Consider the following 20,370-nt stretch of genomic DNA (forward strand, 5'->3'; position numbering starts at 1 on the left):
CGACCATGACCGTACCAGAAAGATACTTCGAGGATGCCCGCGAAGGTGACGAGGCGATCACGCCGACCTACCAGGTCACCAAGGAGCGCATCCTGGCCTATGCCGACCTCACCGGCGACCACACCCCGGTTCACGTCGACGAGGCCTATGCCAATGCCAGTCACTTCGGCGGCCTGGTCGCCCACGGGCTGATGGGATTGTCCATCGCCGACGGCCTCAAGACCCAATGCGACTACCGCTTCCTGCCAGGGATGTCGCTGGGCTGGACCTGGGACTTCCTGCTGCCGATCCGCGTCGGCGACGAATTGCACGTCAGGCTGCGCGTGGGCGCCATGCGCCCGAGCAAGAGCAAGCCGGGCTGGGGCATCGTGGTGCTGCCCTCGGAGCTGATCAACCAGAAGGGGGAAGTGGTTCAGCGCGGCGAACACCGGCTGATGGTGCCGCGGCGGGAGGGCGTGGTATGAGCCAGCCATTGCCACTGCAAGGCCTGAGGGTCATCGATTACAGCCACTTCCTCGCCGGCCCCTATGTGGGGCGCTGCCTGGCGGCCTTGGGCGCCGAGGTGATCAAGGTGGAGCGCCCTGGCAGCGGCGATGCCGGTCGCCAGCACGCCTTCGTCCTGGATGACCAGCAGAGTGGCTATTTCCTGCAACTCAACATGGGCAAGCAGGGCGTCAGCGTCAATATGAAGGACCCGCGCGGCAAGGCCTTCATGCAGCAGCTGTGCGACAGCGCCGACGTCTTCATCGAGAACTACCGGCCCGGCGCCCTGGACAGGCTCGGCCTGGGCTATGCGGAGTTGTCTGCGCGCAATCCGCGACTGGTGTATTGCTCGATTTCCGCCTATGGCCACACCGGACCCGACGCCCATCGCGCCGGTTTCGGTCTGATCGCCGAGGCCAAGAGCGGCATCATGCAGATGGTCGGCACGCCGGGCGAGGCGCCGCCGCTGCTGCGCATCTCCCTGGGCGACATGTATACCGGCGTCCACGCGGTGGCCGCCATCAACGCGGCGCTGCTGGGCCGGGTCACCAGCGGGCGCGGCCAGCACATCGACATGGCGCTGTACGACACCCTGGTATCGATGCACGAATACGCGGTGCAGTGCTACACCCTGTCCGGCGGCGAGATCCTGCCGCAGCAGACAGGTCATGACATGCCCACCTCGACCCTCTATGGCGTGTTTCGCGCCCAGGACGGCGACCTGGTCATCGCCGCCCAGGTGGACGAATCCTGGAAGCGCTTCGCCGCCCTGGTCGAGCAGGACGCGGGCCAGCCCGGTTTCGGCAGCGACCTGCGCTTCCACACCTCCACCGGCCGCAATGCCCATCGCGAAGCCATCCTGCCCATCGTCAAGGCCTGGGTGGCGGCCAATCCGGTCGCGCGGCTGCTGGAGTTGCTCGACGAGATCGACGTGCCCTGTGCCAAGGTGCAGCGCATCGACGAGGTGATCGAGGATCCGCAGATCAAGGCGCGCGGCATGATTCAGGAGCAGCATCACCCGCGCTTCGGCACCCTGCGCATGCCCAATCTGCCATTCCGCTTTTCCGGGTGCGACACCACCATCCAGCAGGTGGCGCCGGATCTCGGTGAGCACAATGCCGTGGTGGCCCAGAGCCTGGGCTACAGCGCGGAAGAGATCGCCCGGCTGCAGGCCGACGGCGTGCTCTTCAGTCAGGAGCCCTGCGCATGACCAACCACTACGCGGTGATCGGCCGCCCGATCAACCACACCAAGTCGCCGCTGATCCATAGCCTGTTCGCCGCCACCACCGGGCAAGACTTGGAATACGGCGCCATCGAGGGCTCGCCGGAGGACTTCGCCGGCGACGTGCAGCGCTTTCGCGCCCAGGGCGGGCAGGGCCTGAACGTGACCGCGCCGTTCAAGCTGCAGGCCTTCCAGCTGGCCACCGAGTCCAGCGAGAGGGCACGTCTGGCCCGGGCGGCCAATACGCTGAAGTTCGAGGGCGAGCAGGTGCTGGCGGAGAACTTCGATGGCATCGGCCTGCTGCGCGACATCGAGGTCAACCTCGGCCAGCCCCTGGCCGGCACGCGGGTGCTGTTGCTGGGCGCCGGTGGTGCGGTGCGTGGCGCCCTGTTGCCCTTTCTCGCCGCCGGACCGACCGAATTGGTGATGGCCAATCGCGATGGGCGGAAGGCGGCTGAGCTAGCCCAGGAGATCGGGCACCCGCTGCTGAGCGTGCGGAGCTACGCGGCTCTGGAAGGGGAGACCTTCGATCTGGTGATCAATGCCACCTCGGCCAGTCTGGTCGGCGAACTGCCGCCGGTACCGGCCGGGGTCTTCACCCAGGCGGCGCTGGCCTATGAACTGGCCTACGGCAAGGGGCTGACGCCTTTCCTGCGCCTGGCCCGCGAACAAGGCGTGGCGCAACTGGCGGACGGCGTGGGCATGCTGGTGGAACAGGCTGCCGAAGCCTTCGCCTGGTGGCGCGGCGTGCGCCCCGAGACCCGGCCGGTCATCGACCAGCTGACCCTTCCCCTGACCTGAGCGAACCCATGAAGATCCTGATGCTGCACGGTATCAACCACAACATGTTCGGCAAGCGCGATCCGCTGCAGTACGGCACCGTGACCCTGACGGAGATCGACGCCAGGCTAACGGCCCTGGGTGCTGAACTGGGCGTCGAGGTGGAAAGCTTCCAGAGCAACCACGAAGGGGCGATGGTGGAGCGCATCCATCGGGGCTATGAGGAGGGCGTCGACGCGGTACTGATCAACGCCGGCGCCTGGACCCACTACAGCTACGGCATCCGCGACGCCCTGGCGATCCTCACCGTGCCGGTGGTGGAGCTGCACATGTCCAACATCCATGCGCGGGAAGGCTTCCGGCATCACTCGGTATTCGCCGAGATCGTCCTGGGGCAGATCGCCGGCTTCGGCGTGGACAGCTACCTGCTGGCGCTACGCGCGGCAGTGAGCGCGGCCCCGGCGCGTAAAGCCTGAGCCGCCGACCCTCACCCCGACCCTCTCCCACAGGGAGAGGGGGGGCTCCCACGCACGTTGGGCGGGCGATGTTGGGCTTCGCTGCGCTCAGCCCAACCTACGAAAGCACATCGGCGTAGGTTGGGTTGAGGCGGCTCCATCGCTGAAGCCCAACAGGTGCGCAACGATGGGGTAGAAGTCGCATAGCGTCTTCCACCGGCAGGCCTGTCACGCTCCAGAATCGTGGGGACAACATTCGCCGTGGAGGCAGACGGGCTATCGCGGCCATGGGCCGCTCCTACAGTGTAGGAGCGGCCCATGGCCGCGATAAATCCGGGTAGGGAGGCGCACGTTTTCCTGAACATGAGAGCCAAATTGCTATCCTCTGCCGGCACCTGCCCACAGCAGGGTTCCTATGCCGCCCTCTACGGTGAACCCCGCCTTGGCATAGAGCCGTTGGGCGTGATGTTCGCTTTCCGCCACGATCACGAAGGCGTCCACGTGATGTCGTTGGTGCCGAAGCACCGTGCCGAGCAAGGCCTGGCAGAGTCCGCGCCGACGCCAGTCCACCCGCGTGGTAACCGCTTGGAACCGGCCCAGTCGGCCCAGGCGATAGAGGCCAAGATAGGCCAGCAGCCGCTCCTCGCCATCGAATACACCCCACCAGTCGCCCAGGCCGCTGTCGCTCAGTGATCGATAGCGTCGCGCCTGGTAATCCAGATAGCGCCGGTGCGCTTCTGGATGTTCCGCGCCCGGAGTCACCTCTGCCTGGAGCTCACGCCAATGTTGCCAATCGTCGGGGTGTTGGAAGGTTCTGACGTGAAGTCCTTCAGGCAGGACCGAGGCGGGCTGCGGGGCATCGGCGGCGAGACGCATCCAGACCAGGCGCTGATAATCGTAGCCGCAAGGCAGGTCCGCCGGTGGCTCCTTGCCCTGCGGCTCTGGCCAGACGAAAGCACGATGCCCCAGGGGCTGTGGGCTGCCGAGCAGCTGCTCGAAGTCCGCGGACCAGGCCAACACCTGCTGGGCAGTCGGGCGCTGATCCAGCAGGAGGTAGTTGCCGAAGTAGTAGGCAGGGCAGTCCGGTGTGAGCACTCCTACCTGATGCTCGCCATAGCTGAGGCAGGTATCGGGCGCCAATTGCAGCTGGGTGAGGAGTCCTGCGTTGGCGCGAATGGAGGCAGTGAGTCGCAACGGATTCACGGGCATTCGTCGTCCTCTCGTGGCGACATCGCCTCACCCAAATGCGGCCCCAGCTCCCGCTCAGGGCAGTCCCGCCACTGCTTATCCCCAAGACTCGCGGTGAATTCCGGATGCAGCGGATAATGCAGCCGATTGTCCGCCCGGCTGGTATCGCCCACCACCAGCAACTCCACCGGCTCCGCGGTCTCGTTGATGAAGGTATGGGCGACGCCGTCGCCGGCCTTGAAGCCCACGCCGTCCCCCGGCTTGAGCCGGTGGGCGTGACCGTCGATCCAGGCGGTGGGGTGGCCGGCGATCACATAGATGAATTCGTCCTCGGTGGCCTCGGCATGGGGCCTTGAGGTACGCCGGCCAGGTGGCAGCCATTCATGGTGGATGCCCAGGCGGGCGAAGCCGAAGTGGCGGCCGAAGGCGGCGCCCAGGGAAAAGCGCTCGTCACTGCCGGGATAGCCCGGGCCGTCGGGGGCCTGGAGCTGGGACCAGTGGACGATCTTGTCGAAATCTTTCCGGGATTGCATGGGGTGCTGCGCCTCGCGGGAAAATAGCTCAAGCTTGGTCGTTTAGGCGGACATCACCGCCCAGATCTCTTTCGGTAGCGGAACGCGATGCCCAGACTGTCCAGACACCTTCTCGCGCTGTCGACCCTCGTGCTGCTCGGGGGGTGCTCACCCGCTGATACGCCGATCAACAGCCCCTATCGCGCCGGGGCGGAGGGCCAGAATACCCTCTATACCGCCTTTACCACCCGCTCGCCGAAATACTTGGATCCCGCCAGCTCCTATTCCGGCGACGAGACCAATTTCACCTACAACATCTATGAGCCGCTCTATGGCTATCACTATTTCAAGCGGCCCTATGAGTTGATCCCCCGCGGCGCGGAGCGGGTGGTCGCACCCTATTACCTGGACGCTCAGGGCCGGCGCCTGCCGGACGATGCGCCGCCGGCGCAGATCGCCCAGAGCGTCTATGACATCCCCATCCGCCGCGACGCCCGCTATGCGCCCCATCCGGCCTTTGCCCGCGATGCCCAGGGCCACTACCGCTATTTCCCGATCACGCCCGAGGACCTGGCCGACCGCTACCAGATTCCCCACTTTCCCGAGACCGGCAGCCGCGGCGTCACCGCCGCCGACTACGCCTATGGCCTGCGCCGCCTGGCCAGTCCGCGGCTGGTGTCACCCAGCTACGCCATCTTCGCCGAGCACCTGGTAGGGATGCAGGCCTTTGGCGACGGCCTGCGCGCCGCCGACAAGGCCCTGCGCGCCAGCCTGCCCAAGGGCGCACCGCTACCCTGGCTCGACCTGCGTCAGGGCGAGCTGCCCGGCGTGGAGGTGCTGGACGACCACACCCTGCGCCTGCGGGTGATCGGCAAGTACCCCCAGTTCAACTACTGGCTGGCCATGACCTTCGCCGCGCCGGTGCCCTGGGAGGCGGAGCGCTTCTACAGCCAGCCGGGTATGGCCGAACACAATCTCAGCCTGAACAGTTGGCCGGTGGGCAGCGGGCCCTATCGCCTCGCCGAATCCATCCCCAATCGCCGCCATGTGCTGGAGCGCAATCCCAACTACCGCGCCGATCCCTATCCCTGCGAGGGCGAGGGCGAGGCCGAGGATCGCGAGCAGGGCCGGCTGGACGACTGCGGCAAGCCCATGCCACTGATCGATCGGGCGGTGTTCAGCCTGGAAAAGGAAGGGGTGCCGCTGATGGGCAAGTTCATCCAGGGCTATTACGACGCGCCGCAGATCGAGCGCGGCGAATACGGCGTGGCCTTGCGCACCCGCGCCGGCGACTCGCTCGACTCCGCCGAGCTCTATCGCGAACGTGGCCTAAAGTTGCCCACCGCGGTGGAGGCCTCCAACTGGTACCTGGGTTTCAACTGGCTGGATCCGGTGGTAGGGCAGGGCGCCACGCCCGAGCAGCAGGCGCGCAATCGCAAGTTGCGCCAGGCGCTGTCCATCGCCTTCGACTGGGAGAGCTACATCACCGTCTTTCTCAACGGTAACGGCCTGGTCGCCAACGGCCCGCTGCCGCCGGGCGTGCTGGGCTATGAGCCGCCGCCGGCCGGCACCAATCCCGTGGTCTATCGGTTGGTGGACGGCAAGCCCGAGCGGCGTCCCATCGAGGAAGCCAAGCGGTTGCTCGCCGAAGCCGGCTACCCCGACGGTCGCGACGTCCAGAGCGGGCGACCGCTGATCCTGCAATACGATGCCCAGACCAGTGGCGACAGCGCCATGTTCGACTGGATGCGCCAGCAGACCGCCAAGCTGGGCATCCAGCTGGAGCTGCGCGGCTCGGACTACAACAGATTCCAGGACAAGATGCGCAAGGGTGCGGCGCAGATCTTCTTCTGGGGCTGGAACGCCGACTATCCCGATGCCGAGAACTTTCTCTTTCTCTTCTACGGTCCCCAGGGCAAGGCCAAGCATGGGGGCGAGAATGCCGGCAACTACAGCAATCCCGAATTCGACCGGCTGTTCGAGCAGATGAAGAGTCTCGACGACGGCCCGGAAAAGGTGGCGTTGATCCGGCGCATGGTCGCCATCGTGCAACAGGACGCGCCCTGGCTGTTCGGCTGGAATCCCCTGTCTGGTGGCGCCTACCACCAGTGGGTCTACAACGCCAAGCCGACCCAGATGGTGCGTGACCAGCTGCGCTACCTGCGCCTGGACCCGGCCCTGCGCGAGCGCAAGGTGCTGGAGTGGAACCAGCCGGTGCTCTGGCCGCTGTGGTTGCTGCTGGGCATGGCCCTGCTGCTGGTCTGGCCGGCCTGGCGCATCCTCAAGCGCCGCGAGCGGCAGACCGCCTTTGGCGACTCGGCAGGGGAGGAGCGGCCATGATCGGCTATCTGCTGCGACGCCTGGCCTATGGCGTGCTGATCCTCATCGGGGTGAATCTGCTGACCTTCGTGCTGTTCTTCACCGTCAATACCCCGGACGACATGGCGCGCCTGGCCATCGGCGGCAAGTACGTCACCGCCGACGCCATCGAGGACTGGAAGGCGGAGCACGGCTACGACAAGCCACTGCTGATTAATACCACCCGTGAAGGCGTCGAGCGATTCACCGATACGCTCTTCTTCGAACGGTCGGTCAGTCTGCTGGTGTTCGATTTCGGCACCGCCGACAACGGACGCGACATCGGCCGGGAGATCGCCGAGCGCGCCGGACCAAGCCTGGCGCTGGCGCTGCCGACCTTTGTCCTCGGTCTGCTGGCCAGCGTCGGTTTCGCCCTGCTGCTGGTGTACTTTCGCGCCACCCGGCTGGACTTCTGGGGCGTGGTGCTCTGCGTGGTGCTGCTGTCGATCTCCTCGCTGTTCTACATCATCGCCGGCCAGTGGCTGTTCGCCAAGATCCTGCGGTTGGTGCCCTATTCGGGCTACGAAGAAGGCTGGAATCTGTTGCGCTTCCTGGCGCTGCCGGTGGTGGTGGCGGTAATTTCCGGCCTGGGCAGCCAGGCGCGCTTCTATCGCGCGCTGTTTCTCGAAGAGATCGGCAAGGACTATGTGCGCACTGCCCGCGCCAAGGGGCTGGCCGAGCGCCAGGTGCTCCTGCGCCATGTGCTGCGCAATGCGGCGCTGCCGATCCTCACCGGGGTGGTCTCGGCCATTCCGCTGCTGATCATGGGCAGCCTGATCGCCGAATCCTTCTTTGGCATCCCAGGCCTGGGCAGCTACACCATCGACGCCATCAACGGCCAGGATTTCGCCGTGGTCCGCACCATGGTGTTCCTGGGGTCGGTGCTCTACATCGTCGGCCTGATCCTGGCGGACCTGTCCTACACCCTCGCCGATCCGCGCGTTCGCTTCAGGTAGCCGCCATGCCGAAATTCGTCTTGCTCTGGACCGACCTCACCCTCTACCTGCTGGTGGCCGGTAGCCTGTTTTACGCCTGGCGTGCCCGTCGTCAGCCGGCCCTGCGCGCCAGTTGGCGACGGGTGCTGCAGGACGCGCCAGCGATGAGCGCGGCCGTGGTGCTGGCCAGCTTCGTCGCCATCGCCCTGCTGGATTCCGTGCACTACCGTCCACAACTGCCGGCCGCGCCCGGTGCCACGGCGCCGATCTATTCGCCCACGGTGCTCTCCGCCCTCGATGGCCTGCTGGCCGACACCAGCCTGACCCAGCGCGAAAAGACCTATTCCGCGCCCCTGGCCACCCACCAGTTCACCAAGGAAACCCTGGGCACCAGCGCCGATGGCCAGCCGCTGCGCGACTTCCCGCGCCTCAAGCACGTCGGCACCACCCTGGGCGATCCCGCCCGCGAATGGCGTGGCGACGTGCTCCGGCGCCTGGGGCTGGGCCTGCTCGGTGGTCTGGTGTTGGCCCTGGCTACCGCGGCCCTGGTAACGGCGCGGCTGCGCGAAGGGGGCAGCTTCGCCGTGCGTACCGGACTCATCCTGCGCGGCCATACCGCCACCCCCTGGCGCGCCATCCTGCTGACCTGGCTGGGCGTCTGCCTGGTGGCCGGCAGCGTGATCGCCCTGGCCAGCGGCTATCACGTGCTGGGCACCGACAGTACCGGCAACGACGTCCTCTACCAGTCGCTCAAGAGCATCCGCACCGCCTTCGTCATCGGCAGCCTGACCACCCTGGCCATGCTGCCGCCGGCGATCGTTTTCGGCCTGGCCGCCGGCTACTTCAAGGGCCGGGTGGACGACGTCATCACCTATCTCTATACCACCCTGACCTCCATTCCCGGGGTGCTGCTGGTGGCGGCCTGCGTGCTGATGATGCAGGTGTTCATCGACCGCCACCCGGAGCTGTTCGACACCGGTGCGGCGCGCGCCGACCTCCGGTTGTTCATGCTCTGCCTGATCCTCGGCCTCACCGGTTGGGCCGGGCTCTGTCGGCTGCTGCGCGCCGAGGCGCTCAAGCTACGCGAGCTGGAATACGTCCAGGCGGCGCGCGCCTTCGGCGTCTCCCATTTCACCATCCTGCGTCGGCACCTGCTGCCCAATGTCTTCTACCTGGTGCTCATCACCCTGACCCTGGAATTCTCCAGCCTGGTGCTCTACGAAGCGGTGCTGTCCTACCTGGGGATCGGCGTGGACCCGACCATGAATTCCTTTGGCTCCATGATCAACGACGCCCGCACTGAGATGTCCCGTACCCCCATGATCTGGTGGAATCTGCTCAGCGCCTTCGCCTTCATGCTGGCCCTGGTGCTGGCCGCCAATCTGTTCGCCGATGCCGTGCGCGACGCCTTCGATCCACGCAGTCGCCGGCTGAGGTCCGCCTGGCGCAGACGCCGACCCGGCCAGGGCGAGGTGCAGCCATGACGCCGGTGCTGGAAATCCGCGACCTGGAGATCCTGGTCGAAGGCGAGGAGGGCACGCGCCAGGCGGTCAAGCAGCTGGGGCTGGCCATCGCCCGTGGCCAGACCTTCGCCCTGGTCGGAGAATCGGGCAGCGGCAAGAGCGTCACCGCGCTGTCCCTGCTGCGCCTGTTGCCGCCCTCGCTGGGCATCACCCGCGGCGTGGCGCTGCTGGCCGGCACCGATCTGCATCGGCTGCCGGAGCGGCGCCTGCGCGAATTGCGCGGGGGGCGCGTCGGCACCATCTTCCAGGAACCCGCCACCAGCCTGAATCCGGTCATGCGCATCGGCGAGCAGATCGAAGAGACCCTGCGCGCCCATACCCCGCTGCGCGGCGGCGCTGCGCGCGCCCGGGTGGTGGATTGGCTGCGCCGGGTCGGCATTCCCGAGCCGGAGCGGCGTATCGACGACTATCCCTTCCAGTTCTCCGGTGGCCAGAAGCAGCGCATCATGATCGCCCTGGCGCTGGCCGCCGAGCCGGACCTGCTGATCGCCGACGAGCCCACCACGGCGCTGGACGTCACCGTCCAGACGCAGATTCTCACCCTGCTGGCCGACATCCAACGCGAGCTGGGCATGGCCATCCTGCTGATCACCCATGACCTGGCGGTGGTGCGCCAGGTGGCCGATCATGTGGCCCTGATGCGCCATGGCGCGATCGTCGAGAGCGCCCCGGCGGCGGAATTCTTCCAGGCGCCCCGGCATCCCTATGCCCGCGAGCTGTTCGCCGCCATTCCTACCTTCGCCAAACGCGGCCAGACCCTGGCCGGTAGCCCACGCACCCTGCCCGAGCGCCAGCCGGGCGACCGCTTGCTGGAGGTGCGCGACCTGGCCGTGCACTATCCGATCCGCCGCGGTGCCTGGGGCCGGACCCGCGACTGGGTCAAGGCGGTGGACGGCGTGAGCTTCGACCTGCACGCCGGCGAGACCCTGGCGCTGCTGGGCGAATCCGGCTGCGGCAAGACCACGACCGGCAAGGCCCTGCTGCGGCTGCTCGACGGCCCACGCATCCAAGGTAGCGCGCGCCTGGGCGGTGACGACCTGCTCACCGCCGACAGACGTACCCTGCAACGGCTGCGCCGGCAGATCCAGATCGTCTTCCAGGATCCGTTCGCCTCCCTGGATCCGCGCATGCGCATCGGCGCCACCCTGGAGCAGGGGCTTTTGGCCCTGCGGCCGGAGTTGGACGCTGCCGAGCGCCAGCGCCGCGCCGCGGCCCTGGTGGAGCGGGTCGGCCTGCCTGGCGATACGCTGCAGCGTTTCCCCCACGAGTTTTCCGGCGGCCAGCGCCAGCGCATCGCCATCGCCCGGGCGCTGATCGTCGAACCTCAGGTACTGGTCTGCGACGAGCCCACCTCGGCGCTGGACGTCTCGGTACAGGCGCAGATCCTCGACCTGCTGCGCGAACTCCAGGCGGAGAGAGGGCTGGCCTATCTGTTCATCACCCATAACTTCGGCGTGGTCGAATACCTGGCCGATCGCATCGCGGTCATGGACGGCGGGCGCATCGTCGAACAAGGCAGTGCCGAGCAGGTGCTGCGCGCCCCGGTTCACGCCATGACCCAGCGCCTGCTGGCCGCCGTGCCGCGCCTGGATTTCGGGACCTCGCCATGAATTTTCCACCGCGCATCGCCCTGGCCGACTTCGAGCTGGTGTGGCCGCAACCGCGCCTGGCAGAGGCTTTCGCCGAGGCGCTGAACTGGAGCTATGCCGAGCATCGTCGCTTCCTCGGCTGGGCCCGGGAGCACACCACGGTCGCCCAGGCCCGCGACAGCCTGCTCGCCGCCCGTGGCGCCTTCACCCTGACCCAGGGCGAGAAGCGCTACTTTCTGGTGCGCGGTGACGAGCTGCTCGGTTGCCTGGGACTCACCCCGCTGGACGGCGGGCGGCGCTATGAAGTCGGCTACTGGCTGCACAGTCTGCATACCGGCCAGGGCCTGATGACCACCGCGCTGCGCTACTTCGTCGAACAGCGCGGCGAAGCGGGGCTCTATCTCACCACCTCGGCCGCCAACGACTCCAGCCAACGGCTCGCCGAACGGGTGGGTTTCCGGCGCGTCCGGGTGCTGGAAAACGATCGGGATGGCCCGGACGGGCAGCGCTGCGCCACCTGGGTCTACGAATTGCCGCCGCAGGTCAGGTCATGACCGCCCTGAGCATTCCGCTGCAGTATCCACCTCGCTTCACCGTGACCGAGGCGGTGGAGCTGATCGACCTGACCCTCGCCGATCCCGCCGCGGTAGCCGACTACTATCGGCGCAATCGCCAGCACCTGGCCCAGTCGATGCCACGGCGCTCCGATGGCTTCTATACCCTGGCCCAGTGGCAGGGCCAGGCGGCCGCCTATCGTGCCGGTGGACCGGGCCTGAGCGATTTGCGCCTGGTCCTGCGGGCAGGGCCGCTGGTCATCGGTACGGTTAATTTCAGTCAGATATTCCGGGGTGGTTTCCAGGCCTGCTACCTGGGCTACGGCCTGGATGAAGCCTGGCAGGGACGCGGGCTGATGCGCAATGCCGTCCGCCTGGGCCGCGATTTCGTCATCGCCGAGCTGGGCCTGAATCGCATCATGGCCAACCATCTGCCGGACAACCTGCGCAGCGCTCATCTGCTCCAGAGCCTTGGCTTCGAGCGCGAAGGCCTGGCGCGGCGCTACCTGGAGATCGACGGGGTCTGGCGGGATCACGTGCTGACCAGCTATGTGCGTCCCGCCCCCTGAACGACGAAACCCGGCGGATCGATCCGCCGGGTCCTGGTTCAGACGCGTGCCGCGGTGACGGCCGCCGAGCCCCAGGTGGTGCGCCAGCGGCGCTTGACGCTGAGCAGGCCGAACCAGGCGAGCACGCCGAGGGCGGCGAACAGCCAGAGGCCCAGCTGATAGTCGCCGGTGGCCTGCTTGACCGCGCCCAGGCCGGCGGTGAGGGCGAAGCCTCCGATGCCGCCAGCCATGCCGATCAGCCCGGTCATGACGCCGATTTCCTTGCGGAAGCGCTGGGGCACCAGCTGGAATACCGCGCCGTTGCCAGCGCCCAGGCTGAGCATGGCCACCACGAACAGGGCCAGGGCGGCCATGGCGCTGGGCAGGTGGAAGCCCACCGCGGCGATGCAGATGGCCGCCACGGTGTACATGCCGAGCAGGGCGCGGATACCGCCGATACGGTCGGCCAGGGCGCCGCCCAGGGGCCGCATCAGGCTGCCACCGAAGACGCAGGCGGCGGTGTAGTAGCCAGCCATCAGCGGATCCAGACTGTACTGGTCGTGGAAGTAGCCAGGCAGGGTGCTGGCGAGGCCGAGGAAGCCACCAAAGGTCACGCTGTAGAAGAACATGAACCACCAGCTGTCCCGGTCGTTCAGAGCGCGACCGTAGTCCGCCAGCTTCTTCGGCGCCGGACGTTCCGGCGCGTTGCGGGCGCAGAGCACGAAGACCACCAGGGTCAGGATCAACGGGATCAGCGCGAAGCCGAACACGTTGGTCCAGCCAAAGGCCTTGGCCAGCGCCGGGGCGAAAAGGGCGGCGAACACCGTGCCGGAGTTGCCGGCACCGGCGATGCCCAGCGCCTTGCCCTGATGCTGCGGCGGATACCACTGCGACGCCAGCGGCAGGGCCACGGCGAAAGAGGCCCCGGCGAAACCGAGGAACAGCCCCAGCAGCAGGGTCTGCTCATAACTGTGTACGCCGTGCAGCCAGGCCACCAGCAGGGCGAGAATCACCACCACCTGGCCGATGATGCCGGCGGTCTTGGGCGACAGCCGATCGGCGACGAAGCCCAGGATCAGCCGCAGGACCGCGCCCGCGAGGATGGGGGTGGCAACCATCATGCTGCGCTGCTGGGTGGTCAGTTGCAGGTCGGTGGCGATCTGCACGGCCATGGGGCCGAGCACGTACCAGACCATGAAGCTCAGGTCGAAGTAGAGGAAGGCGGCGAACAGGGTCGGCGCATGGCCGGCTTTCCAGAAACTGGGACTCATGGAGGCACCTCGGGCACGTCACGGGCATGAAAAAGGCGCCAGTCCCCCTTGCCCGTTGCCGGGAGGTGAACTGACGCCTTTGTCGGTAAGGTGACCGCCGTTGGCCACCGCTATCCGGGTCTTTGCAAGAGCGAAGCCAAGTCGTCCGAGCCCTGGCCAGATCGCGCCTGGGAGGATCGGGGGTGGGTATCAGGGGTAGGTTGTCGCCCAAAGATTGGGCGCTGCTCCAGACCTTCGCCCTTTATTGGCGCTCTACAGCGCCGTGCCATGGTCGCGACCGTCGATGTAGGTTGGGTTGAGCGGCGCGAAGCCCAACAGTGCCGCTGGCTCATGGCACTGTTGGGCTTCGACGATAGCGTCGTCTCAACCCAACCTACGATCCGCCGCTGTTACTTCGCGTACTTGGTCTGCAGCGCCTTGGCTTCCTGCAGGTGGTGCTCCAGCTTCGGCAGGGTCTTCTCGGCGAAGGCCTTGAGCGCGGCGTCATCGCCGGTCTTGGCTTCGTTACGGAAGATCTCGATGGTCTGCTCGTGGGCCACGACCTGATTGTTGGCGTAGGAGCGATCGAAGGAGTCGTCACGCACCTGCAGGATCATGGCCTTGGCCTTGTCCATCAGCTCGGCGTCGGTGGAGACCTTCAGCTTCTTCTCCTGGGCCAGGCTCTTGAGTTGCTCGTTGGCCTTGGTGTGGTCGTCGATCATGCTCTGGGCGAAGGTCTTGATGTCCTGGGACTTGCTCTTTTCCAGGGCCAGCTTGCCTGCTTCGATCTCGGCGATGCCCTTGGCCGAGGCGTCGTCGACGAATTCGGCCGGAGACAGCTTGTCAGCGGCCTGGGCCAGACCGGCACCGGCAGCCAGCAGGATGGCGAGGGACAGGCTGGAGGCTTTCTTCAGCATGGGCGTCATGGACGTGCTCCTGATTTTCTTGGGCAGTTAGGGAAGGGCATCACCGCAGGGCAGTGAAGGCGCCTGCAAAATGGGACCTGCCTAAAAAGTCATACGTTCCCTGGAAAACGCTGCGAAGCCACATCAGGTGCGGCTTACGCTTGAGCGAAACGCTTCGTAGGCGTCGAAATCGAAGCGCGTCGCCGAGACGATCTGGCTCTGTTTCAAGGTCAGGTAGATGTCCTTGCCCTTGTCCGCGTAGTGGGTGGTGAAGGTCACCCAGAGTTTGTCCTTGTCGCGGTAGCCGCTCATGATCGGCTTGATGCAGACGTCCTGGTCGGCCCCTTGCGTTTCGCTCGGTTCGCCCAGGGTGGTGATGCGGCCGACGTACACCTTGCGCTCTTCCAGGGTCAGCATCAGCGTCTCCCGATTGATCGAGGCGGTCATCAGCAGATCGTCCAGCGGACTGTCCTTGAGGATGCCGGCCAGGATGAAGGTGCGGTAGTTATCCTCGGTGAGGCCGTACTTGCGCTTGATGGTCCAGCGCGCCAGTGCGGCCCAGGCCGTGGGGATGAGCAGGGCCGTCACCGTTACCAGCAGGATCCAGGCGGCCTGCAGCGGATCGTCCAGGGTACCGGTGCGGCGCAACAGCTCGGCGAGACCGGTGAAGTAGTCGAGGGAGAAGGTCCACCCGCTCAGCGACCAGCTACGTCCCTGCAGCAATTGGGCGATGCCCAGGTGCAGGATCACGGCGAGCAGGGTGCAAAACAGACCGAAGCGGGCGCTCTGCAGATAGAGGTACTGGCCCTCGTAGCGATGCAGGCGATAGAAGTACAACGGATGCTTGTGGCAGACGAGAAATCCGCTGACCAGGATCGGCAGGAGCAGCAGCAGGAACATCAGCGGGTGATGAGCCGCCGGGCGCGGTCCAGGTCTTCCTTGAATTCGGGGGAGTCGAAGACCTCCGCCGGATCGATGCGCAGGGTGCCGCGGCCGACCACGCGCATGGACTTGTAGGAGTTGTTGATGCTCGCGGCCAGCTTGAGATCGTCCGCGGAGGGCGATTTGAGCAGGTTGAACAGGCCTTTCAGCATGACGATATCCCGAGGGTGCACTAGGCGCTTATAGCTTGGAACACCAGAACCGGCAAGGATTCGCCGCGCCGCCGGTCGGCGGCGCGGCGCGGGCTCAGGCCGGTTCGACTCCGGTTCTACGCGCGGCTGCCTTGGGCAGCAGGCCGTCGGCGCGGAACATCTGCTTGATGCCGCGCACCGCCTGGCGGATGCGGTCCTGGTTCTCGATCAGGGCGAAGCGCACATGGTCGTCGCCATAGTCGCCAAAGCCCAGGCCCGGCGAGACGCAGACCTTGGCCTCGGCGAGGAGCTTCTTGGCGAACTCCAGCGAACCCAGCTGGGCGTAGGGCTCGGGAATCTTGGCCCAGACATACATGGAGGCCTTGGGATTCTCCACCATCCAACCGGCCTCGTGCAGGCCGCGCACCAGGACATCGCGGCGCTGCTGGTATTGCTGAGCGATGTCGCGCACGCACTGCTGGTCGCCTTCCAGGGCGGCGATGGCCGCCACCTGCAGCGGAGTGAAGGTGCCGTAGTCGTGGTAGCTCTTGATGCGCGCCAGGGCGGCGACCAGCTCGGGATTGCCGACCATGAAGCCGATCCGCCAGCCGGCCATGTTGTAGCTCTTGGACAGGGTGAAGAATTCCACCGCGATGTCCTTGGCCCCGGGCACCTGCATGATGGAAGGCGCCTGCCAGCCGTCGAAGACGATGTCGGCATAGGCCAGGTCGTGCACCACCAACACGTTGTAGCGCTTGGCCAGTTCCACCACGCGCTCGAAGAAGTCCAGCTCCACGCACTGGGCGGTGGGGTTGGAAGGAAAGCCGAGGATCATCATCTTCGGCTTGGGAATGCTCTCGCGAATGGCCCGCTCCAGCTCGGCGAAGAAATCCATGCCCTGCACCAGGGGCACCGAGCGCACCTGGGCGCCGGCGATCACCGCGCCATAGATGTGGATCGGGTAGCTGGGGTTGGGCACCAGCACGGTGTCGCCGGCATCCAGGGTGGCCAGCATCAGGTGCGCCAGGCCTTCCTTGGAGCCAATGGTGACGATGGCTTCGCTGTCGGCATCGATTTCCACCTGGTAACGGTCGCGATACCAGTGGGAGATGGCGCGACGCAGGCGGGGAATGCCCTTGGAGGTGGAATAGCCGTGGGTGTCTTCGCGCTGGGCGACCTGGCAGAGCTTCTCGACGATGTGCGGTGGGGTAGGGCCGTCGGGATTGCCCATGGACAGGTCGATGATGTCCTCGCCCCGACGGCGTGCGGCCATCTTGAGTTCGGCGGTGATGTTGAAGACGTAGGGGGGCAGGCGATCGATGCGCGCAAAGCGGCGCACGGGACTGGAATCAGTCATGCGTTCCTCGAAGTACGTAAGCGCCCGGAACCGTCCGAGCGACGTGGGTCACAGGAGGTGACCTGCAGCGGACATTAGCCGCAGGCCGCTGCGCTTGTCGAGGACTTTGTCCGCTCCAGACGCACCAGGGGCCGCAGCGCCTCTAGCCGGGCGTCGATCAGGGGTGTGAGCAGGGCATAGCAGCCTTCCGGGCTGAGCCTGACCTGGGGCGTGTCCAGCACCTCCTTGTTCAGGCGCTCCAGGGCCTGGGCCAGCGCGGGTTCCAGCGGGCCGTCGAGTAATTGCTCGCAGAGGTATTGCAGGCGTACCCGCAACTCCAGGGGGCAGCGCGAATGCCCGGCCGCTCTTACGCCGATGCCGCGGATCAGCCCCAGATTCTCGATGGCCTGGCAGTGCTCGACCAGTGACGGCCGCTGGGGATGCAGCGCTCTCAGGCGCAGTTCCAGCAGCCGCCAGCGCTGCAGCAGGTTTTCGATCAGTTGGCAGTGGGCCTCCAGATCGGTCGGTGCCTGACGCACCTCCTGCCAGCGCCGGTACTGACCGTCGTCGTCCCATAGCTGCCACAGCGGCTCCAGGCGCTGGTGCAGGGCCGTGCGGCGCTGCTGCGCCTCACGGCTGGTCTGGCCCCCAAGTCCGCGGTGTTGCTGGATGCCCTGCAGCAGATCGAGGCCTACCTGCAGACCCAGAATCAGTTCCTGGCTGGCGTCCTGGTCTCGCCGACGCTCGAGCAGGTTCCAGCCGACCACCCATCCGGCGGACAGAGTGGCGGCGGTGAGCAGCGTACCCAGCATCGTCATGGCTGCACCCGCCTGGTCAGCTTGCGCAGATAGGCGGTGAGGCCATGCAGGGCTTCGCGCTGTTCGGCGTAGGCCTGGGCGCCGAGATGCAGCTGGTGCAGTTGTTCGCTCAGCGCATGGTTGGCCTGGCCATGTTCGGCCAGCGCCTGGCGCATCTGGTCCAGTTGTTCGAGATTACGGTGACTGCGCTGGGCAATGGCATCCAGCTCCTTGGCCAGACCTGCGCAGCGGTGCTGCTGTTGGCCCAGCAGACCCTCGTGCTCGTCGACCTGGCTGGCGACCTGGCGAATGGCGGCGACGATGGTGCCGGTGACGTCGGTGATGCTGCGGGTCGCCTGATCGGTGGCCTGGGCGAGATGCCGCACCTCCTCGGCGACCACCGCGAAGCCGCGGCCCTGCTCGCCCGCCCGTGCCGCCTCGATGGAGGCATTGAGCGCCAGCAACTGGGTTTGCCGGGCCAGTTGCTGGATGGCCACCACGGCCTGTTCCACGTGCTGGGTGCCGCTGAGCAAGGTGCCTACGGTGGTCGCGGTGGCGTCCAGGCTGTGGCGGATGGAGGCCATGCCCTCACCCAACTGGCCGGCACTGGCATGGCCGGTGAGGCTTTGTCCGTGGCTGTCAGCGAAGGCCTCGCCGGCGGCCTCGGCGAGGCCGCGGATGCTGGCCAGGGTACGTTCGATTTCCTCGGCCGCGGCGGCGATCATGGCGATGCCGCGCGCCTGCTCGTCGCCCTGGCGGCGGGACTCTTCGCTCAGCTGGCCCAGGGCCTGACCGGCGTAGTCCGTCTCGCTGCGGATGCGCTCGCTACGTTCCAGCCGTTCGGCCGCGGCGACCAGCAGGGCGGCAGGATCGATGTCGGCCGGTGCCTCGAGCAGCCGGGCAAGTTCGGCGTGCCAGAAGCACTGTTGACGGTGATGCTGGTGCAGCGCCAGGTGGAAGCGCCAAGCCAGCAGCAGCAACAGCCCGAGGCTGCCGACCGCGGCGCTGGTCTGCGCGTTGCCTGCCAGCAGGGTCGACAGGATCGCCAACAGCACGCCACCCCCCAGGCCCATGGCGAGCCTTGAAGGCAGGGTGGTAGCGGGGGGCGGATGCCGATCGAGAGCGGTGGACGAGGCGCTGGCGAAGGAGGGTGCGGTCATGACGACTCCAGTAGGGGCAGCATCCAGGGGCGACCGCGCTAGAGCGGTTGAGCGGGTTCCTCGACCAAGCAATACCTTTGCCAGAGGGCCAGGAACGCGGCCAGTCCGTCTCTCTCGTGATCGCCGCCGCCGCGTGCTGCACCAGCTTCGATCGAGGTGCTCCACGGTAGGGCGCTGTACCGCGCCGCGATCCGCCAGGCGGCGGCTGCATCCAGCTGTGCCGCTGGCGCCAGCGCCGGTATTGGCTGGCACCCACCATGGACCGTTGCCGACCCGGAGTGCCGGCAGGGATGGCCGCGTCGGTACGATCCGGGTGGCCACTGCTTCCCGCGCCGTCCCAGGGCGAACCGGCGTCCCAGCCGGCGGGTTGCCGCGCCGCGTTCAGGTCACTCAGGGCTGACGGATGGCATCCAGCAGATCCAGGCGTTGCCACTGCTCATGGGCGGGGTCCAGGCCCAGTTCGGCGACGCCATGGGACTTGGCCAGACGGGTCTGGGCCGTCGCAAGGGATAGCGTGGGGGCCATGGCCTGGAGCAGCGCTGGCGCCCCTTCCGGGACCTGGACCGGCCGCCCGGCGGAACCCGCGACAGCAGGTAGGCCATAACTCAGGGTGTAGTGCTGGAAGGCTACCGCCGCCTGACTGTTCCAGGGGTCCTGGTCAGCGGCGCTACCTGCCGCGCACTGGGCCAGCGCCATCCCACAGGCCTTGGTCAGCGCCGTGCGCAACTGCTCGCGCGCCTCGTCGAAAAGGCGGCGATAGGCCGGATCGGCCAGGTAGTGGGCGACGTTGTACTGGGCGATCATCCGGCCGCCGATGACGTCCAGCGGGTAGTGCACCCCCAGCACCTGGCGTGAGTAGCCATAGCCGGCACCGCGCGCCAGGATTGCCGTGGCGCGCTCGGGCAGCATGGCGGCGAGCAGCAGGGTGTCGGTGTAACCCACGGTGCTATGGCCGCTGGGGAAGGCGCCCGCCGAGGCCAGGTAGGGCTGGTGGTTGCCGAGCACGACCCGGTCCTGGACCAGGGTCACCGGGTGCTCGGAGCGCAGGAAGGGCCGGGGATAGTCGAAGTGTTTCTTCGCCGGTGCCGTGCTGACTTCCGAGGCCTTGATCAGGGCGGCCGCCTTGCCCAATTCACCTCTTTCGTAGGCGTCGAGAAACGCCTGGCCCAGGCGCGGGCCCAGGGCATCGGCGGTGAAATACAGGAAGGCGATCCCCTCGGCATCGAGCAGCGCGCGATCCTGCAAGGCCGGTGAGGCGTCGTGGTTGATCCGGGCGACGGTGGCGGTACTCGCGGTCAGCAGGCTGGCGGGCAATTGGCGGAAGCCTTCGAGGACCTGGATATCGGCCTGTTGCAAGCCTTCCTTGGCGAAGTCGTAGTGCTGGGCGGTCAGCCAGGCCTGGTCGGCCAGGGGCGTGCCCTGCTTGACCCGTTCGATACCCGGCTGATCGAAGGGCTGGGCGGCCTGGCGCAGGCGCTGCACCAGCAATTCCCGCTGGCGTTGTTCCAGTTGGGCGAAGGCACCTTGCTCGCCCGCCTGTTCCAGGTTGGCGAGAAAGGTCTGTGGCTGAGTGCTGGCCGCCTGGGCCAGGGGGGTGAGCAGGAGTCCACAAACGAGGGGCAGTAGGGTAAGGCGCATGCTAGAGCTCCCGGAAAGGTTGAGCTCCAGTTTCGGCTGTCCCAATTGCAAGAATGTTACAA

At 66.8% G+C, this 20,370-nt stretch carries 20 protein-coding genes; 10 read left to right on the forward strand and 10 right to left on the reverse strand.

From position 1 onward, the window contains the following. Positions 1-5: 5 nt before the first annotated feature. From NRG74_RS03290 to aroQ, 4 genes are read left to right on the forward strand one after another with little or no spacing between them, the layout of a single operon-like run. Positions 6-464, forward strand: coding sequence for a MaoC family dehydratase (locus NRG74_RS03290; protein WP_257705689.1), 459 nt, complete (start codon positions 6-8; stop codon positions 462-464). Then, positions 461-1,693, forward strand: coding sequence for a CaiB/BaiF CoA transferase family protein (locus NRG74_RS03295; protein ID WP_257705690.1), 1,233 nt, complete (start codon positions 461-463; stop codon positions 1,691-1,693). The genes NRG74_RS03290 and NRG74_RS03295 overlap by 4 nt, the downstream gene beginning before the upstream one ends. Next, complete coding sequence (aroE, locus tag NRG74_RS03300; protein ID WP_257705691.1) at positions 1,690-2,508, forward strand: shikimate dehydrogenase; 819 nt, start codon at positions 1,690-1,692, stop codon at positions 2,506-2,508. Before NRG74_RS03295 ends, aroE begins: the two co-directional genes overlap by 4 nt. 8 nt (positions 2,509-2,516) lie before the next feature. After that, positions 2,517-2,963 carry a type II 3-dehydroquinate dehydratase gene (gene aroQ / locus NRG74_RS03305; RefSeq protein WP_017642162.1) on the forward strand — a complete coding sequence of 149 codons (447 nt, stop codon included), beginning with the start codon at positions 2,517-2,519 and terminating at the stop codon, positions 2,961-2,963. A 357-nt stretch (positions 2,964-3,320) separates the two neighbouring features. Here the strand turns inward: aroQ and NRG74_RS03310 are convergent, their stop codons facing one another. Next, positions 3,321-4,151, reverse strand: a complete 831-nt coding sequence (locus NRG74_RS03310) for a GNAT family N-acetyltransferase (RefSeq protein WP_257705692.1) — start codon at positions 4,149-4,151, stop codon at positions 3,321-3,323. After that, the gene (locus tag NRG74_RS03315; protein WP_257705693.1) at positions 4,142-4,663 is read right to left on the reverse strand and encodes a cupin domain-containing protein; all 522 of its coding nucleotides are present in this window, start codon (positions 4,661-4,663) and stop codon (positions 4,142-4,144) included. Before NRG74_RS03315 ends, NRG74_RS03310 begins: the two co-directional genes overlap by 10 nt. A gap of 87 nt (positions 4,664-4,750) precedes the next feature. On the opposite strand from NRG74_RS03315, the gene NRG74_RS03320 reads away from it, so the two are divergent. From NRG74_RS03320 to NRG74_RS03345, 6 genes are read left to right on the forward strand one after another with little or no spacing between them, the layout of a single operon-like run. Then, positions 4,751-6,982 carry an ABC transporter substrate-binding protein gene (locus tag NRG74_RS03320; protein ID WP_257705694.1) on the forward strand — a complete coding sequence of 744 codons (2,232 nt, stop codon included), beginning with the start codon at positions 4,751-4,753 and terminating at the stop codon, positions 6,980-6,982. Further along, positions 6,979-7,956 carry an ABC transporter permease gene (locus NRG74_RS03325; protein ID WP_257705695.1) on the forward strand — a complete coding sequence of 326 codons (978 nt, stop codon included), beginning with the start codon at positions 6,979-6,981 and terminating at the stop codon, positions 7,954-7,956. The genes NRG74_RS03320 and NRG74_RS03325 overlap by 4 nt, the downstream gene beginning before the upstream one ends. A gap of 5 nt (positions 7,957-7,961) precedes the next feature. Beyond that, positions 7,962-9,419 carry an ABC transporter permease gene (locus tag NRG74_RS03330; RefSeq protein WP_257705696.1) on the forward strand — a complete coding sequence of 486 codons (1,458 nt, stop codon included), beginning with the start codon at positions 7,962-7,964 and terminating at the stop codon, positions 9,417-9,419. After that, entirely contained in the window at positions 9,416-11,068 is a 1,653-nt protein-coding gene (locus NRG74_RS03335) for an ABC transporter ATP-binding protein (protein WP_257705697.1), read from the forward strand. Before NRG74_RS03330 ends, NRG74_RS03335 begins: the two co-directional genes overlap by 4 nt. Then, on the forward strand, positions 11,065-11,601 hold the full coding sequence (locus NRG74_RS03340) for a GNAT family N-acetyltransferase (protein WP_257705698.1): 537 nt from the start codon (positions 11,065-11,067) through the stop codon (positions 11,599-11,601). The genes NRG74_RS03335 and NRG74_RS03340 overlap by 4 nt, the downstream gene beginning before the upstream one ends. After that, positions 11,598-12,170 (forward strand): GNAT family N-acetyltransferase, encoded by a 573-nt coding sequence (locus tag NRG74_RS03345; protein WP_160923521.1) that lies wholly within the window; start codon positions 11,598-11,600, stop codon positions 12,168-12,170. Before NRG74_RS03340 ends, NRG74_RS03345 begins: the two co-directional genes overlap by 4 nt. Positions 12,171-12,208: 38 nt before the next feature. On the opposite strand, the gene NRG74_RS03350 is transcribed toward NRG74_RS03345, so the two are convergent. The 8 genes from NRG74_RS03350 to NRG74_RS03385 form a co-directional block, all read right to left on the reverse strand. Then, positions 12,209-13,420 carry an MFS transporter gene (locus tag NRG74_RS03350; RefSeq protein ID WP_064308266.1) on the reverse strand — a complete coding sequence of 404 codons (1,212 nt, stop codon included), beginning with the start codon at positions 13,418-13,420 and terminating at the stop codon, positions 12,209-12,211. 389 nt (positions 13,421-13,809) lie between these two features. Continuing rightward, entirely contained in the window at positions 13,810-14,325 is a 516-nt protein-coding gene (locus NRG74_RS03355; RefSeq protein ID WP_064308265.1) for a DUF4142 domain-containing protein, read from the reverse strand. Positions 14,326-14,448: 123 nt separating this feature from the next. After that, positions 14,449-15,204 (reverse strand): hypothetical protein, encoded by a 756-nt coding sequence (locus NRG74_RS03360; RefSeq protein ID WP_257705699.1) that lies wholly within the window; start codon positions 15,202-15,204, stop codon positions 14,449-14,451. Further along, complete coding sequence (locus NRG74_RS03365) at positions 15,204-15,398, reverse strand: hypothetical protein (RefSeq protein ID WP_064308263.1); 195 nt, start codon at positions 15,396-15,398, stop codon at positions 15,204-15,206. The genes NRG74_RS03360 and NRG74_RS03365 overlap by 1 nt, the downstream gene beginning before the upstream one ends. 94 nt (positions 15,399-15,492) lie before the next feature. Beyond that, positions 15,493-16,734, reverse strand: coding sequence for an alanine transaminase (alaC, locus tag NRG74_RS03370; protein WP_184286906.1), 1,242 nt, complete (start codon positions 16,732-16,734; stop codon positions 15,493-15,495). Positions 16,735-16,808: 74 nt separating this feature from the next. Next, complete coding sequence (locus tag NRG74_RS03375; protein WP_184286910.1) at positions 16,809-17,531, reverse strand: hypothetical protein; 723 nt, start codon at positions 17,529-17,531, stop codon at positions 16,809-16,811. Then, positions 17,528-18,670, reverse strand: coding sequence for a methyl-accepting chemotaxis protein (locus NRG74_RS24410; protein WP_307773997.1), 1,143 nt, complete (start codon positions 18,668-18,670; stop codon positions 17,528-17,530). The genes NRG74_RS03375 and NRG74_RS24410 overlap by 4 nt, the downstream gene beginning before the upstream one ends. 390 nt (positions 18,671-19,060) lie before the next feature. Continuing rightward, the gene (locus NRG74_RS03385) at positions 19,061-20,308 is read right to left on the reverse strand and encodes an acid phosphatase (RefSeq protein WP_257705700.1); all 1,248 of its coding nucleotides are present in this window, start codon (positions 20,306-20,308) and stop codon (positions 19,061-19,063) included. Positions 20,309-20,370 lie beyond the last annotated feature (62 nt).

Source organism: Pseudomonas oryzihabitans (genome assembly GCF_024652905.1).
Classification (GTDB): domain Bacteria; phylum Pseudomonadota; class Gammaproteobacteria; order Pseudomonadales; family Pseudomonadaceae; genus Chryseomonas; species Chryseomonas benzopyrenica.

Excerpts from the sequence above, each read along its gene's own strand:
- NRG74_RS03290 (WP_257705689.1), top strand. The coding sequence starts at position 6 with ATGACCGTACCAGAAAGATACTTCGAGGATGCCCGCGAAGGTGACGAG.
- NRG74_RS03295 (WP_257705690.1), top strand. The coding sequence starts at position 461 with ATGAGCCAGCCATTGCCACTGCAAGGCCTGAGGGTCATCGATTACAGC.
- aroE (WP_257705691.1), top strand. The coding sequence starts at position 1,690 with ATGACCAACCACTACGCGGTGATCGGCCGCCCGATCAACCACACCAAG.
- aroQ (WP_017642162.1), top strand. The coding sequence starts at position 2,517 with ATGAAGATCCTGATGCTGCACGGTATCAACCACAACATGTTCGGCAAG.
- NRG74_RS03310 (WP_257705692.1), bottom strand. The coding sequence starts at position 4,151 with ATGCCCGTGAATCCGTTGCGACTCACTGCCTCCATTCGCGCCAACGCA.
- NRG74_RS03315 (WP_257705693.1), bottom strand. The coding sequence starts at position 4,663 with ATGCAATCCCGGAAAGATTTCGACAAGATCGTCCACTGGTCCCAGCTC.
- NRG74_RS03320 (WP_257705694.1), top strand. The coding sequence starts at position 4,751 with ATGCCCAGACTGTCCAGACACCTTCTCGCGCTGTCGACCCTCGTGCTG.
- NRG74_RS03325 (WP_257705695.1), top strand. The coding sequence starts at position 6,979 with ATGATCGGCTATCTGCTGCGACGCCTGGCCTATGGCGTGCTGATCCTC.
- NRG74_RS03330 (WP_257705696.1), top strand. The coding sequence starts at position 7,962 with ATGCCGAAATTCGTCTTGCTCTGGACCGACCTCACCCTCTACCTGCTG.
- NRG74_RS03335 (WP_257705697.1), top strand. The coding sequence starts at position 9,416 with ATGACGCCGGTGCTGGAAATCCGCGACCTGGAGATCCTGGTCGAAGGC.
- NRG74_RS03340 (WP_257705698.1), top strand. The coding sequence starts at position 11,065 with ATGAATTTTCCACCGCGCATCGCCCTGGCCGACTTCGAGCTGGTGTGG.
- NRG74_RS03345 (WP_160923521.1), top strand. The coding sequence starts at position 11,598 with ATGACCGCCCTGAGCATTCCGCTGCAGTATCCACCTCGCTTCACCGTG.
- NRG74_RS03350 (WP_064308266.1), bottom strand. The coding sequence starts at position 13,420 with ATGAGTCCCAGTTTCTGGAAAGCCGGCCATGCGCCGACCCTGTTCGCC.
- NRG74_RS03355 (WP_064308265.1), bottom strand. The coding sequence starts at position 14,325 with ATGACGCCCATGCTGAAGAAAGCCTCCAGCCTGTCCCTCGCCATCCTG.
- NRG74_RS03360 (WP_257705699.1), bottom strand. The coding sequence starts at position 15,204 with ATGTTCCTGCTGCTGCTCCTGCCGATCCTGGTCAGCGGATTTCTCGTC.
- NRG74_RS03365 (WP_064308263.1), bottom strand. The coding sequence starts at position 15,398 with ATGCTGAAAGGCCTGTTCAACCTGCTCAAATCGCCCTCCGCGGACGAT.
- alaC (WP_184286906.1), bottom strand. The coding sequence starts at position 16,734 with ATGACTGATTCCAGTCCCGTGCGCCGCTTTGCGCGCATCGATCGCCTG.
- NRG74_RS03375 (WP_184286910.1), bottom strand. The coding sequence starts at position 17,531 with ATGACGATGCTGGGTACGCTGCTCACCGCCGCCACTCTGTCCGCCGGA.
- NRG74_RS24410 (WP_307773997.1), bottom strand. The coding sequence starts at position 18,670 with ATGACCGCACCCTCCTTCGCCAGCGCCTCGTCCACCGCTCTCGATCGG.
- NRG74_RS03385 (WP_257705700.1), bottom strand. The coding sequence starts at position 20,308 with ATGCGCCTTACCCTACTGCCCCTCGTTTGTGGACTCCTGCTCACCCCC.